Below are 13785 nucleotides of genomic sequence, written 5' to 3' on the forward strand. Positions count from 1 at the left end.
AATGCCGGATGCGGCGTAAACGCCTTATCCGGCCTACATTTGGCAACGGCTGTAGGCCTGATAAGACGCGACAGCGTCGCATCAGGCGTTGATTACCGGATGCAGCCTACACGCGGACTGATAAGCCAGGTGAAATAATGAACTATCATCAGTACTATCCTGTCGACATCGTCAACGGCCCCGGCACTCGCTGCACCCTGTTTGTCTCCGGGTGTGTTCATGAATGCCCCGGTTGCTATAACAAAAGCACCTGGCGGGTAAATTCCGGTCAGCCATTTACCAAAGCAATGGAAGACCAGATCATTAACGATCTGAATGACACTCGCATCAAACGCCAGGGTATTTCCCTCTCCGGCGGCGATCCGCTACATCCGCAAAACGTGCCGGATATTCTGAAGCTGGTACAACGCATCCGCGCCGAGTGTCCGGGTAAAGACATCTGGATGTGGACAGGCTATAAACTCGACGAACTCAACGCTGCGCAAATGCAGGTTGTTGATTTGATTAACGTGCTGGTCGACGGCAAATTTGTGCAGGATTTAAAAGACCCTTCCCTGATCTGGCGCGGCAGCAGCAATCAGGTGGTGCATCATTTGCGATGATAAGTTCCCTGTTACCTGAGTGCAGGCAACAGGGAAATAAAGAATTAACGATACTTCTGGTGATAGGCGTTGCGGGTCGTTTTCAGTTGCTCTGCGGCAGCCTGCGCTTCTTTTACTTTACCTTCATTTGCCAGCTTCAGCGCGTCGTCAATCTGACCGACCAGAATGTCGAAACCGTGGCGGAAGTCTTTCATTTCCGGGCTGTCCGGTGATTTGCCTTCAAGCTTCGGCGGCGTCGCTTTTTGCGCATCCAGCGCCGCAGCGCGCATTTTAGTTAACGCGTCTTTGACTTGCACCGCGTTATCGGCTTTTTCGACCACTTTTAAATTGTCGTTGAGGGTTTCCATATTGTCTTCCAGATCAGCGGCAAACGACGCCGAACTGAATACCAATGAGGAGACTGCAAGAATAGCTAACAGGCTTTTACGCATTGCTCACTTCCTTTTTTATTTACACTTCATCCTTCACACTGCCTCATCGACGGCTACGCTCATTCGCCCGAGTCACGTACTACGAGTACGCTCCCCGGCTCTCATTCACTTTCCGTCTCGATGCAGTGCGAATGATTTTGTGTAATTTTTTAGTTTATAGCGCGGCAGGACGCGCCAGTTTTTTTACTGCCCGGCGATTTTCATCTCCGGCAACAGCACAGAACCACACTGTATATTACTGCGTGTTTCAATATCGTTACCGACGGTGACAATATTGCGCCACATATCTTTTAAATTACCAGCGATGGTGATTTCGCTCACCGGATACTGAATTTCGCCGTTCTCTACCCAGAAGCCCGCTGCACCACGGGAATAATCACCGGTAATGGCACTCACGCCCTGGCCCATCAGCTCCGTCACCACCAGCCCGGTGCCCATCTCTTTGAGCATTTGTTCGAAGCTTAGCCCTTGTCCGGCAATCCGCCAGTTGTGAATACCGCCCGCATGTCCGGTGCTTTTCAGCCCCAGTTTCCGCGCCGAATAGCTGGTCAGCAGCCACTGAGTCAGGATGCCATCTTTGACGATATCGCGGCGCTCGGTGCGCACACCTTCGCTGTCGAATGGTGTAGATGCCAGCCCTTTCAGCAGATGCGGATGTTCTTCAATTGTCAGCCAGTCCGGCAGAATTTGTGTACCGAGCGAGTCGAGCAAGAAGGTCGATTTACGGTAGACCGCACCACCCGCTATCGCCCCCACCAAATGACCAAACAACCCTGTTGCCACTTCATTGGCAAAAATCACCGGCGCTTTCATGGTAGAAAGTTTACGCGGTGACAGGCGCGATAAGGTACGGCGAGCACAGTCGGCCCCAACCCACTCTGGCGTTTGTAGATCGCTCATCGCACGCCCAATGGTGTAGGCATAATCGCGCTCCATATCGCCATTTTCTTCGGCGATTACACAACTGGAGAGCGAATGACGCGTTGAGCAGTAACCCTGCAACATGCCGTGGCTGTTGCCAAAAACTTTGACACCGTAGTGGCTGTTAAAGCTACCGCCTTCGGTATTGGTGATGCGTTTGTCCGCCTGTAATGCCGCCTGTTCCGCGCGGGCCGCCAGTTCAATGGCTTCATCCGGAGAAACGTCCGCAGGGTGGAACAAGTCAAGATCCGGCGCGTCAAAAGCCAGCAGTTCTTTGTCTGCCACGCCTGCATACGGATCTGGCGAGGTATAACGGGCAATATCCAGCGCCGCCTGTACGGTGCGGGCAATGGCCTGCGGGCTTAAATCGGTAGACGATGCGCTACCTTTACGGTTCTGGTGATAAACGGTGATCCCCAGCGCGCCATCGCTATTGAATTCAACATTCTCCACTTCACCATAACGCGTGCTTACGCTAATGCCGGTGGTCTTGCTGACGGCAACTTCTGCACCGTCCGATTTGCCTGAGGCCAACTCCAGCGCAGTCGAAACTGCTTCTTCCAGAATCTTGCGCTGCGCTTCAACTTGAGAGATTACTTTCATTGCAAGTGCCATAATGTAGAGAGTTTCTCTGAAGTCTAACAGAGAACCGTTTTTCAGTGCGCATCTTAACTGGTAACATTAGCCTCTTTTTTTAAGGAGCCTGAGATGACTAAGCAGCCCGAAGACTGGCTCGACGACGTTCCCGGTGATGACATCGAAGACGAAGACGATGAAATTATCTGGGTCAGTAAAAGTGAAATTAAACGCGATGCCGAGGAGCTAAAACGCCTGGGCGCAGAAATTGTTGATCTGGGGAAAAACGCGCTGGATAAGATCCCGTTAGATGCGGATCTGCGCGCGGCTATTGAGCTCGCCCAGCGTATTAAGATGGAAGGTCGCCGCCGCCAGTTGCAGCTCATCGGTAAGATGCTGCGCCAGCGCGATGTTGAGCCGATCCGTCAGGCGCTGGATAAGCTGAAAAACCGCCACAACCAGCAAGTGGTGTTGTTCCATAAACTGGAAAACCTGCGCGATCGTCTGATCGAGCAAGGTGATGACGCCATCGCTGAAGTATTGAATCTGTGGCCCGATGCCGATCGTCAGCAACTGCGTACTCTGATCCGTAACGCGAAGAAAGAGAAAGAAGGGAATAAGCCGCCGAAATCCGCGCGCCAGATTTTCCAGTATCTGCGTGAGTTAGCGGAAAACGAAGGGTAATTTTCGTTGTTGATGTGAGTATGGTTTGCCGGATGCGGTGCACCTGTAGGCCTGATAAGACGCATCAAGCGTCGCATCAGGCACTATGCTCAAATGCCGGATGCGGCGTGAACGCCTTATCCGGCCTACACACACTCTATCAGGCTGAGGCTGTGAATTACTGCGCGGCTTCCGCTTTCTTCGCCAGACCATCCAGCAGTTTCTGATGAATACCACCAAAACCGCCGTTACTCATCACCAGAATGTGATCGCCCGGCTGAGCGGTTTTCACCACCATATCTGCCAGCGTATCCACATCGCCGCTCCAGTGTGCAGGCTGAACGCAGGCTTCTGCCACTTCTGCCACCTGCCACGGAATATGCGCCGGTTGCAGCAGGAAGACTTCATCGGCACGACCTAATGAAGGTGCCAGATCGTCTTTGCAGATCCCCATTTTCATGGTGTTTGAGCGCGGTTCCAGCACGGCAATAATGCGCGCCGTACCACCAACTTTGCCACGCAGCGCCGCAAGCGTTGCCAGAATCGCCGTCGGGTGATGGGCAAAATCGTCATATACCGTGACGCCATTCGCTTCACCACGCAACTCCAGACGGCGACGAGCGTTAATAAACGAACCCAGCGCGTTAGCGGCATCTGCCGGCGCTACACCAACATGGCGAGCCGCCGCAATCGCCATCAGGCCATTGTGCATATTATGTTCGCCTACCAGCGACCATTTCACTTCGCCCACTTTTTCGCCATCCAGCAAGACTTCCCATTCAGAAGCGTCAGTGGTCAGCTTTTTCGCCTGCCAGTGACCTTGCTCGCCCACCAGCTCCTGCTCGCTCCAACAGCCCATCGCCATGGTCTGTTTCAGGTTGATATCGTTTTCCGGCCAGATAATACGGCCCTGCCCCGGAACGATACGCACCAGATGGTGGAACTGTTTCTGGATCGCTTTCAGGTCGTCAAAGATATCGGCGTGATCGAACTCAAGGTTGTTGAGGATCAGCGTACGCGGGCAGTAATGGACAAATTTAGAGCGTTTGTCGAAGAAGGCGCAGTCGTACTCATCCGCTTCGATAACAAAGAAGTCGCTTTCGCCCAGACGCGCCGAAACCTCAAAGTTCCCCGGCACACCGCCGATCACAAATCCCGGTTTGTAACCGCATTGTTCCAGAATCCAGGTCGCCATTCCCGCCGTGGTGGTTTTGCCGTGTGTACCGGCAACGGCCAGCACCCAGCGGTCGCGCAGCACAAAATCGTGCAGCCACTGCGGACCTGACATATAAGGGATGTTTTTTTCCAGTACCGCTTCCACACACGGATTTCCACGGGTCATGGCGTTACCAATAATCACCAGATCCGGCTGTGGATCGAGCTGGCTGGCATCGTAACCCTGAATCAGTTCAATGCCTTGCTTCTCAAGTAAGGTGCTCATCGGCGGATACACATTGGCGTCCGAACCCGTTACTTCATGGCCTAACTGGCGCGCCAGCATCGCCAGACCGCCCATAAACGTGCCACAAATTCCTAAAATATGAATGCGCATACGTCACTATCCTTTTTTAATCTGGCGCTCATTTTACGCATATGTCGGGCAAGTGAGAAACGCATTTCAGGATAATCCGTAATTTGCTGGCGCGATTCACCTGAGCGCAACATTGGGATTATTTGTTAAGATTGTTGCGGTCGCTTTACTCCATAAACATTGCAGGGAAAGTTTTATGAAAACGTTAGGTGAATTTATTGTCGAAAAGCAGCACGAGTTTTCTCATGCTACCGGTGAGCTCACTGCTTTGCTGTCGGCAATAAAACTGGGCGCCAAGATTATCCATCGCGATATCAACAAAGCAGGACTGGTTGATATCCTGGGTGCCAGCGGTGCTGAGAACGTGCAGGGCGAGGTTCAGCAGAAACTCGACCTGTTCGCTAATGAGAAACTGAAAGCCGCACTGAAAGCACGCGATATCGTTGCGGGCATTGCCTCTGAAGAAGAAGATGAGATTGTCGTCTTTGAAGGCTGTGAACACGCAAAATACGTGGTGCTGATGGACCCACTGGATGGCTCGTCCAACATCGATGTTAACGTCTCTGTCGGTACCATTTTCTCCATCTACCGCCGCGTTACGCCTGTTGGCACGCCGGTAACGGAAGAAGATTTCCTCCAGCCTGGTAACAAACAGGTTGCGGCAGGTTACGTGGTATACGGCTCCTCTACTATGCTGGTTTACACCACCGGATGCGGTGTTCACGCCTTTACTTATGATCCTTCGCTGGGTGTTTTCTGCCTGTGCCAGGAACGGATGCGCTTCCCGGAGAAAGGCAAAACCTACTCCATCAACGAAGGAAACTACATTAAGTTTCCGAACGGGGTGAAGAAGTACATTAAATTCTGCCAGGAAGAAGATAAATCCACCAACCGCCCGTATACCTCACGTTATATCGGTTCACTGGTCGCGGATTTCCACCGTAACCTGCTGAAAGGCGGTATTTATCTCTACCCAAGCACCGCCAGCCACCCGGACGGTAAACTACGTTTACTGTATGAGTGCAACCCGATGGCATTCCTGGCGGAACAAGCGGGCGGTAAAGCGAGCGATGGCAAAGAGCGTATTCTGGATATTATCCCGGAAACCCTGCACCAGCGCCGTTCGTTCTTTGTCGGCAACGACCATATGGTTGAAGATGTCGAACGCTTTATCCGTGAGTTCCCGGACGCGTAAGCTCCTGCGCCTCTCCACACGGAGAGGCGTTTTTATCGCTGCGCAATGTTGACTCTTGTCACTGGCGAACTCTGACGATTCTCCCACAGCACCGTTAATCCACGCTGTAATGCTATAAAAATAAACAACAAAATACCGATGGCGATTTTCGTCCACCAGGAACTCAGCGTGCCATCAAAGTTTATGTAAGTCTGAATCAGTCCCTGAATCGCCACGCCAAAAAGCGTCCCTAATACCGTTCCAACGCCACCACTCAAAAGCGTACCGCCAATTACCACTGAGGCGATAGCATCCAGTTCCACACCTACGCCCGCCAGTGCATATCCGGCCTGGGTATAAATCGAGAAGACAATCCCCGCCAGCGTTGCCAGTCCGGTGGAGAGCATATAAATGCGAATAGTGGTGCTGCAAGTGGAAATCCCCATCAGGTTTGCCGACGTTGCGTTGCCGCCAATGGCGTATACCTGATTACCAAAACGGGTACGATGCGCGAGGAATATGCCGATAACCACCACCGCCAGCATCAGCAGTCCCATCGCACTTAAGCGACCGCCGCCAGGGATTTTCCACGCAAGGCTTGAGAGCGTGTCATAAACAGGATGGTTTATCGGGATCGACTCTTCCGAAACGAGATAGCTGACGCCACGCAAAAAGAACATTCCGGCCAAAGTAATGATAAACGCCGGGATCTTCAGGGCGTCGATCAGAAGTCCCATAAATGCGCCGAAGGCACAGCCCATCACCAACACCAGCGGAAACGCCAGCAGCGGCGAGAGGCCGAAATCGCCAATCACTTTTGCCAGAAACACGCCGGTAAAGGCGATCACCGAACCGACGGAGAGATCGATCCCACCGGAGAGGATCACAAAGGTCATGCCAACGGCGATTATCCCAAGAAAGGCATTATCGGTCAGGATATTGCAGATCACTCTTGTGGAAGCAAAACCGGGAAACTGGGTCAGACAGTAGATATAACCCAACACAAAGACGCCGATGGTGATCATCAGTGGCAAATTACGTTTTATCACGGTTACGTACCCCTTTAATCAGACTGATAAAGCGTTGCGACTGAACAATCAGCACGCAAAGCACCACCACCGCTTTCACCACCTGGTTCATCTCCGGCGGAAAGCCAGAAAGCAAAATTCCGGTGTTCATTCCCTGAATAATCAGCGCCCCCACCACCGAAAGCAGCAGGTTAAAGCGCCCGCCCATCAGCGATCCGCCGCCAATCACCACTGCAAGAATGGCGTCCAGCTCCAGCCATAATCCGGCATTGTTGGCATCGGCACCGCGAATATCCGCCGCCACGATAATGCCCGCAATCGCCGCACATAGCCCGCTCAACACGTAGGTGAGCATGACGATGATCCGCGTGTTTACCCCGGCATTTTTTGCCGCCCGAATGTTGATACCAACGGCTTCGATAAACATCCCCAGTGCCGTTTTGCGGGTCAACAGCCAGAACAGGAGAAGCGTCAGCACCGCAATAATGACTGGCGTTGGCAGGAACAACAGCGATCCACTGCCGAACCAGGAGAGATCCGGTGAGTTAAATGTGACGATCTGTCCGGAGGTGATCAGTTGCGCCACGCCGCGCCCGGCGACCATCAGGATCAGGGTGGCGACAAACGGCTGAATTTTGAGGATCGCTACCAGTATGCCGTTCCACAATCCCGCCAGGATGCCAGTGCCCAGGGCGCTTAACAAAACAATTGGCAGGCTGAATCCCGCGACCGTCATCGCAGCCGTTGTGGCTCCGGCGATAGCCATCACCGCCCCTACGGAGAGATCAATCCCACCGGTGGCGATAACCAGCGTCATGCCAATCGCCAGTAGCGCAACGGGGGCCGCACGGTTAAGAATGTCGATAGGGCTACCGAACAAACGCCCATCCTGAAGCACCACCTGCCAGAAATGTGGGGCCACCAGGCTATCAACCAGCAGCACCAGCAACAGTGCCGCCAGCTGCGGCATTCCTGTTGGCCAGCGAAAACGCCTTTTCGGCGGCGTAGTGTCCGGGAGAGATTGAGGCATCACACTGTTCTCCTTACGCCGCAATGGCGTTCATGATCGCCGGAACGGAAAGCTCTGCCAGCGGGATCTCCGCCACCTGTTTGCGATCGCGCATGATAATCACCCGATCGGCATAGCCCACCAGCTCTTCCAGCTCGGAGGAGATCACCAGCAGCGCCAGCCCATCGGCGCACAGCGTTTCAATCAGGCGGATGATCTCGGCGTGGGCACCAACATCAATTCCGCGCGTTGGCTCGTCGAGGATCAGAAATTGCGGTCGGGTCAGTAGCCAACGTGAAAGCAACACTTTTTGCTGATTGCCGCCGGAGAGAAATTCAATCGGTTGTTCAGTTGAAGGTGTGCGAATGCCAAGCTGGCGGATAAAGCGTTCGGCAATCTCTTGCTGTTCTTTACGGGAAATAGGTCGTAGCCAGCCGCGCTGGGCCTGGAGAGCAAGGATGATATTTTCCCGCACCGAGGCGGCAGCGATGATGCCATCGGTTTTCCTGTCTTCCGGGCAGAAGCCAATGCCAAGAACCGAAGCCTGATGTGGCGAGCGTAGCGTTTGCGGTTTGCCTTTGATCAACGCAGTGCCGCTGTCAGCAGGTTTGATACCGAAGATCACTTCGGCGGTTTCGGTACGTCCTGATCCCAGCAAGCCTGCCAGACCGACGATCTCGCCGGGGCGCACTTCGAGATCAAACGGCGCGATCGTTCCTTTTTTGCCGTAATTCTTGAACGCGGCAACAGGTTTGTCGCTCAGCAATGTTCTCCCGGCACGCTGAAGCGCGTGGGTGTCCAGCTCACGCCCCAGCATCATTTTTACCAGTTCGATCTGCGGTAGCTCGCGGGTTTCCCGACAGCCCACAAAACTGCCGTTGCGTAAGACGGTGATCCGATCGCTAACCTGATAAACCTGATCGAGAAAATGAGTGACGAAGATCAGGCTGACGCCGCGATCGCGAAGTTGACGCATCAGGCCAAACAGTAACTCTACTTCCTGAGTGTCGAGACTGGCGGTGGGTTCATCGAGGATCAGCACTTTGGCGGAGAGATCGATAGCCCGGCAAATGGCGACGATTTGCTGCATCGCGACTGAAAAGCGGTTGAGCGGTTCGCGCACGTCGAGGGAGAAACCGTAAGATGCCATCAGTTCGGTGGAGCGCTTTTCCATCTCTTTACGGCGTAGAAGGCCGAAACGTTTGGGTTCGCGACCTATGAATAGATTATCAGCGACCGACATATTGGGTAGCAGGTTGACTTCCTGATAGACGGTGCCGATGCCGAGTTGTTGTGCGTGGGCGGTGTTTTTCGGTGAGATAGCCTGGCCTTCCAGCCAGATGGTGCCGCGATCGGCGTGGTATACACCGGTTAATGCTTTGATGAGCGTCGATTTTCCCGCCCCGTTTTCACCGAGCAGCGCCATGATTTCACCACGGCGCAGGCTGAAATCAACGTTGTCTAACGCTTTGACACCGGGGAAAAATTTACTTAATCCTTCGGTGCGGAGGATTTCCTGGTGTTGGTCGGTCGTCATGGTTTCCCCCGGTGTAAAGCGTGCTCCCAGTAGGCATGATAAGACGCGGTAAGCGTCGCATCAGGCTTCAGCGCACCACCGCCGGATGCGGCGCGAGCGCCTTATCCGGCCTACGAATCGGCATCAGGCATAGCAACCCTCAATACCCCATATTTTTCTTCTTCTCTAACTCTTCTTTTGCGGTATCAGGCAGATAAAGGGTGGATTTGGTCAGGGTTAGCTTTTCAGGCATGGTGCCGTCTTTTTTATATTTCTCCAGCGCATCAAAAGCGGGGCCTGCCATGTTCGGCGTCAGTTCAACGCTGGCGTTCGCTTCGCCATCAATCATCGCTTTGTAGATGTCCGGCACGCCGTCGATAGAGCCTGTCAGGATATCTTTGCCCGGTTTCAGGCCCGCTTCTTTAATTGCCTGAATTGCACCAATCACCATGTCATCGTTATGGGCGTAAACCATGCAGATGTTTTTGCCGTTGTTTTCCGCTTTGATAAAGCTCTCCATCACTTCTTTGCCTTTGCTGCGGGTGAAGTCACCTGACTGCGAGCGGATAATTTTGATATTTGGCGCATTCCTAATGGCTTCGGCAAAGCCTTTCTTACGGTCAATGGCGACGCTGGCCCCAACGGTGCCCTGCAGCTCCACCACGTTGCATGGTTTGCCATTCACTTCTTTTACCAGCCAGTCACCGATCAACTTGCCTTCGAGGATGTTGTCGGCAGTAACGGTGGTCATATAGAGAGATTTGTCTTTCACATCGATGGAACGGTCAAGCAAGAAGACCGGGATTTCGGCATCTTTCGCCTCTTTTAATACCGGCTCCCAACCCGTCGCCACCACCGGAGCGATAAAGATCGCATCCACCCCTTGTGCGACGAAGGAACGTACCGCTTTAATCTGGTTTTCCTGCTTTTGCTGACCATCGGCAATTTTCAGTGTGATACCGCGTTTTTCGGCTTCACTTTTCGCCACATTGGTTTCTGCGGCGCGCCAGCCGGATTCCGATCCGACCTGCGAAAATCCTACGGTTAATGGAGCGGCCAACGCCATAGACGACATGGCTGCCGAGACTGCAGAGACTACAAGTAAGCGTTTCCACATAGGGTTGTCCTCGTCGGGGTAATTATTATTGGTGAAAAGATGTTCGCGAAAAAACTATAGACAATTCGTTATGTAACGGATTGCGTTACATCACACTTCAAAAAAGTAAATAAAACGTTAATCACAAGTTTGTAATCGCTTTCATCTCACTATGAAAAATGCGGCTACGGTTATGGATTTTCCTGCTCTGTATACCGTCTTAAAACTGGCGAAAAAGGAAAATGAAGACGAAAACAAGCGAAGACATTCGGCGCGAGTTGGCTATAATACTCGGCACTTGTTTGCCACATATTTTTAAAGGAAACAGACATGAGCTTACTCAACGTCCCTGCGGGTAAAGATCTGCCGGAAGACATCTACGTTGTTATTGAGATCCCGGCTAACGCAGATCCGATCAAATACGAAATCGACAAAGAGAGCGGCGCACTGTTCGTTGACCGCTTCATGTCCACCGCGATGTTCTATCCGTGCAACTACGGTTACATCAACCACACTCTGTCTCTGGACGGTGACCCGGTTGACGTACTGGTCCCGACTCCGTACCCGCTGCAGCCGGGTTCTGTGATCCGCTGCCGTCCGGTTGGCGTACTGAAAATGACCGACGAAGCCGGTGAAGATGCGAAACTGATTGCTGTTCCGCACACCAAGCTGAGCAAAGAATACGATCACATTAAAGACGTTAACGATCTGCCAGAGCTGCTGAAAGCGCAAATCGCTCACTTCTTCGAGCACTACAAAGACCTCGAAAAAGGCAAGTGGGTTAAAGTTGAAGGTTGGGAAAACGCAGAAGCCGCTAAAGCTGAAATCGTTGCTTCCTTCGAGCGCGCCAAGAATAAATAAGTTCTTCTGGCGTAATAACCCTGAACGCCGGGCTTCGGTTAGTAGGGGTTTTTTTATGCCCGCAATTTATAAACTCTCTACTCCACTATTATTATTTTCAGCAGTTTAAAGGCTTGAACGGTAAGAACAAGCTAAACTCGACCACCATTTTGCTGTTCATAGCCACTTGCTGGAAGTTAGCCGGCCTCACTCATACTCACCGTTCAAAGCGTGCCCCCGTTTTACCCCTGCACATTTGTTAACGCCAGCAGAGTTTTACATGCGTTAACGGATATGGAAAGCGGCTCGGAAGGAAAAGCAAAAGGCGAGGAAGTTACAAAAAAGAATACGCGTCGTCTCGCAAAAAAATAACGCCACCCGCAGGTGGCATTGGTTGAGCTGTATTAGCGCAGACCTGATCTGACAGTTACCCGTTATTTATTACCCGTCTTTACCGCTGATTGCGCTTTAAGCTTTTGCATTCTCGCCCAGGCTTCCGGGGCATATTTTTCTATATATTGTTGCGATAATAATTCAGCCTGTTGCAGTTGTTTGGCTGTCAGTTTTTTCTCTGTAATGTTGCGGTTTTCTGTACCAAAAAGATTCATATCATTGGTCGATGCGGTATCGAACCACGCCCAGGCCTGCACATAATCACGTTCTACGCCCAAGCCATAATAATAGATTTCACCTAATTGTACCTGCGCTGCACTTAATCCTTGCTCTGCGGCTTTTCGCATCCAGATTGCGGCCTGTTGCTCATCTTTTTTAACACCTTTTCCCTGGAGTAAAGCATTACCCAAATTAAATTGCGCCGCTTTCTCACCCTTTGCGGCGGCCTTGCGAAACCATTCCACCGCCTTTTTATGTTCTTCTTCTGAACCAAGTCTGAAGTAAATAGCGCCGAGATTAGCCTGTGCGGTAGCATCCCCCTGTTCTGCCGATTTCGTGTACCAGGAGATGGCTTGTTCTCGATTTTTTGCTACACCTTCTGCGCCTTTATCATACAGATGAGCCAAATAATACTGACCATCGGAATTTCCCTGTTCTGCCGATTTACGGTACCACTCCAGTGCTTTTAACGGCTCTTTCGCTCCCGCTAAACCTTGCTCCAATATATATCCCAGACGAAACTGCGCAATAGAATTTCCCTGCTCTGCCGACTGGGAAAATAATACCCGTGACTGAGTGTAATCCTGAGTAACACCGATACCGAAATAGTACATATCGGCTAAATGAAGCTGCCCCAACTCGTCGCCTGATGTCGCTGATTTTCGATACCATTGTGCCGATATGGCATCGTTTCTTTCAACGCCTAAACCTCTGGAATACATATAACCAAGCTGGTTACAGGACCAGACGTTACCTTGTTCCGCTGCTTTGCTATACCACTCACGTGCCATAACGTAATCCCGCGTCACACCATCGCCTTCAAAATATGCGTCTCCCATACTTTGCTGGCCGCTGTCACGACCTTGCTCTGCTGCCAGGCGAAACCATTTCACAGATTCGGCTTTATCAACCTTCACGCCATTACCTTCATGGTACATTACACCCAGATTCTGCTGCGCTTGCGGAAGCCCCTTCAGTGCCGCTTTTTTGTACCAGATAACTGCCTGAGCATAATCTTGCGGCACACCTTCACCGTTCATATAGCGTAACCCCAGTACATATTCTGCCGGGGTGTATCCCTGCTCTGCGGCACGGCGAAACCAGTCCATCGCCTGGGTGAGATCCTTTGTCGTTTCATTACCCTGAAAATAGCGATATCCCAGCTCCAACTGTGCTTTAGCTTCTCCACTTTCAGCTTTTTGCTTTAATTGTTCGAGATTGACATTTCCCAGAGCGGGAAGAGAAACGAGAGCAAACAGTCCTGTCAGCATTACAGCCAGAAGAGATTTTTTCATTGTGGTCGCGTCCTTGTTGAGCGTGCCAGGTGTTTATAACACTGCGCAACAAATCAGCATTTAAGAAAAGATAAGAATGGCGTCAAATTCGGAATATATTCAGGCTGGTGGATAAAACAACGCCACCCGAAGGTGGCGTGCTTTTATTATTACTTATCCCTGTCTAACCAGTCGCCGCTTTCAATTAGCTTTAATCCATCGACGGGTCGTTGATAAACGTACATCCATGCACTCCCGTACGGCGTCTGAATCAACTGGCGCGCGTATTCACCGCCCCTGGTGCGCAAGGCATCAAGTTCGGCCAGCGTGGCGTTGTCAATACGATAAACTTCACCATGTACTGTTCCGTTCCCCGGAACTGCGCCTGGATAGTGGCCCAGGCTATACAACTGGTAGTTATCAATACTGAAATCGCCCAGTAACTGGGCATTGGTCATCCAGTGACTGTTGCCTTGTTTGTGGCGTAAACTGCCGTAGACAAATATTCGCAT

13 protein-coding genes are annotated in these 13785 nt (G+C 51.9%); 4 read left to right on the forward strand and 9 right to left on the reverse strand.

The features are described from left to right. Nucleotides 1–137 precede the first annotated feature (137 nt). Complete coding sequence (gene nrdG, locus HBM92_RS21535) at nt 138–602, forward strand: anaerobic ribonucleoside-triphosphate reductase-activating protein (RefSeq protein WP_001106230.1); 465 nt, start codon at nt 138–140, stop codon at nt 600–602. 44 nt (nt 603–646) lie between these two features. On the opposite strand, the gene cybC is transcribed toward nrdG, so the two are convergent. After that, entirely contained in the window at nt 647–1033 is a 387-nt protein-coding gene (gene cybC / locus HBM92_RS21540) for a cytochrome b562 (RefSeq protein WP_001232253.1), read from the reverse strand. Nucleotides 1034–1216: 183 nt separating this feature from the next. Further along, nucleotides 1217–2569, reverse strand: a complete 1353-nt coding sequence (gene pmbA / locus HBM92_RS21545; protein ID WP_001162189.1) for a metalloprotease PmbA — start codon at nt 2567–2569, stop codon at nt 1217–1219. A gap of 93 nt (nt 2570–2662) precedes the next feature. On the opposite strand from pmbA, the gene yjgA reads away from it, so the two are divergent. After that, a complete protein-coding gene (yjgA, locus tag HBM92_RS21550; RefSeq protein WP_000166277.1) occupies nt 2663–3214 on the forward strand; it encodes a ribosome biogenesis factor YjgA in 552 nt (183 codons plus the stop codon). Between the two features lie 157 nt (nt 3215–3371). On the opposite strand, the gene mpl is transcribed toward yjgA, so the two are convergent. After that, nucleotides 3372–4745 carry a UDP-N-acetylmuramate:L-alanyl-gamma-D-glutamyl-meso-diaminopimelate ligase gene (mpl, locus tag HBM92_RS21555; protein ID WP_001219792.1) on the reverse strand — a complete coding sequence of 458 codons (1374 nt, stop codon included), beginning with the start codon at nt 4743–4745 and terminating at the stop codon, nt 3372–3374. Nucleotides 4746–4920: 175 nt separating this feature from the next. Between mpl and fbp the strand changes: the two genes are divergently transcribed. Beyond that, a complete protein-coding gene (gene fbp, locus HBM92_RS21560; protein ID WP_000853753.1) occupies nt 4921–5919 on the forward strand; it encodes a class 1 fructose-bisphosphatase in 999 nt (332 codons plus the stop codon). Between the two features lie 32 nt (nt 5920–5951). Here the strand turns inward: fbp and yjfF are convergent, their stop codons facing one another. The 4 genes from yjfF to ytfQ form a co-directional block, all read right to left on the reverse strand. After that, entirely contained in the window at nt 5952–6947 is a 996-nt protein-coding gene (yjfF, locus tag HBM92_RS21565) for a galactofuranose ABC transporter, permease protein YjfF (protein ID WP_000595992.1), read from the reverse strand. Beyond that, on the reverse strand, nt 6934–7956 hold the full coding sequence (ytfT, locus tag HBM92_RS21570) for a galactofuranose ABC transporter, ATP-binding protein YtfT (RefSeq protein ID WP_001298067.1): 1023 nt from the start codon (nt 7954–7956) through the stop codon (nt 6934–6936). Before ytfT ends, yjfF begins: the two co-directional genes overlap by 14 nt. 13 nt (nt 7957–7969) lie before the next feature. Next, nucleotides 7970–9472, reverse strand: coding sequence for a galactofuranose ABC transporter, ATP-binding protein YtfR (ytfR, locus tag HBM92_RS21575; protein ID WP_000205822.1), 1503 nt, complete (start codon nt 9470–9472; stop codon nt 7970–7972). A gap of 139 nt (nt 9473–9611) precedes the next feature. Next, on the reverse strand, nt 9612–10568 hold the full coding sequence (gene ytfQ, locus HBM92_RS21580; protein ID WP_000265946.1) for a galactofuranose ABC transporter substrate-binding protein YtfQ: 957 nt from the start codon (nt 10566–10568) through the stop codon (nt 9612–9614). 309 nt (nt 10569–10877) lie between these two features. On the opposite strand from ytfQ, the gene ppa reads away from it, so the two are divergent. Continuing rightward, on the forward strand, nt 10878–11408 hold the full coding sequence (ppa, locus tag HBM92_RS21585) for an inorganic diphosphatase (protein ID WP_000055072.1): 531 nt from the start codon (nt 10878–10880) through the stop codon (nt 11406–11408). Between the two features lie 413 nt (nt 11409–11821). Here ppa and esiB read toward each other — a convergent pair whose 3' ends face one another. Further along, complete coding sequence (gene esiB / locus HBM92_RS21590) at nt 11822–13294, reverse strand: secretory immunoglobulin A-binding protein EsiB (RefSeq protein ID WP_000749215.1); 1473 nt, start codon at nt 13292–13294, stop codon at nt 11822–11824. A 149-nt stretch (nt 13295–13443) separates the two neighbouring features. Beyond that, a complete protein-coding gene (locus HBM92_RS21595) occupies nt 13444–13785 on the reverse strand; it encodes a gamma-glutamylcyclotransferase (protein ID WP_001219160.1) in 342 nt (113 codons plus the stop codon).

It is taken from the genome of Escherichia sp. E.sYA108 (genome assembly GCF_011754335.1).
GTDB lineage: Bacteria > Pseudomonadota > Gammaproteobacteria > Enterobacterales > Enterobacteriaceae > Escherichia > Escherichia coli.

What these genes read in the sequence shown, in the direction of transcription:
- nrdG (WP_001106230.1), top strand. Translation starts at nt 138, where the DNA reads ATGAACTATCATCAGTACTATCCTGTCGACATCGTCAACGGCCCCGGC.
- cybC (WP_001232253.1), bottom strand. Translation starts at nt 1,033, where the DNA reads ATGCGTAAAAGCCTGTTAGCTATTCTTGCAGTCTCCTCATTGGTATTC.
- pmbA (WP_001162189.1), bottom strand. Translation starts at nt 2,569, where the DNA reads ATGGCACTTGCAATGAAAGTAATCTCTCAAGTTGAAGCGCAGCGCAAG.
- yjgA (WP_000166277.1), top strand. Translation starts at nt 2,663, where the DNA reads ATGACTAAGCAGCCCGAAGACTGGCTCGACGACGTTCCCGGTGATGAC.
- mpl (WP_001219792.1), bottom strand. Translation starts at nt 4,745, where the DNA reads ATGCGCATTCATATTTTAGGAATTTGTGGCACGTTTATGGGCGGTCTG.
- fbp (WP_000853753.1), top strand. Translation starts at nt 4,921, where the DNA reads ATGAAAACGTTAGGTGAATTTATTGTCGAAAAGCAGCACGAGTTTTCT.
- ytfT (WP_001298067.1), bottom strand. Translation starts at nt 7,956, where the DNA reads ATGCCTCAATCTCTCCCGGACACTACGCCGCCGAAAAGGCGTTTTCGC.
- ytfR (WP_000205822.1), bottom strand. Translation starts at nt 9,472, where the DNA reads ATGACGACCGACCAACACCAGGAAATCCTCCGCACCGAAGGATTAAGT.
- ytfQ (WP_000265946.1), bottom strand. Translation starts at nt 10,568, where the DNA reads ATGTGGAAACGCTTACTTGTAGTCTCTGCAGTCTCGGCAGCCATGTCG.
- ppa (WP_000055072.1), top strand. Translation starts at nt 10,878, where the DNA reads ATGAGCTTACTCAACGTCCCTGCGGGTAAAGATCTGCCGGAAGACATC.
- esiB (WP_000749215.1), bottom strand. Translation starts at nt 13,294, where the DNA reads ATGAAAAAATCTCTTCTGGCTGTAATGCTGACAGGACTGTTTGCTCTC.
- HBM92_RS21595 (WP_001219160.1), bottom strand. Translation starts at nt 13,785, where the DNA reads ATGCGAATATTTGTCTACGGCAGTTTACGCCACAAACAAGGCAACAGT.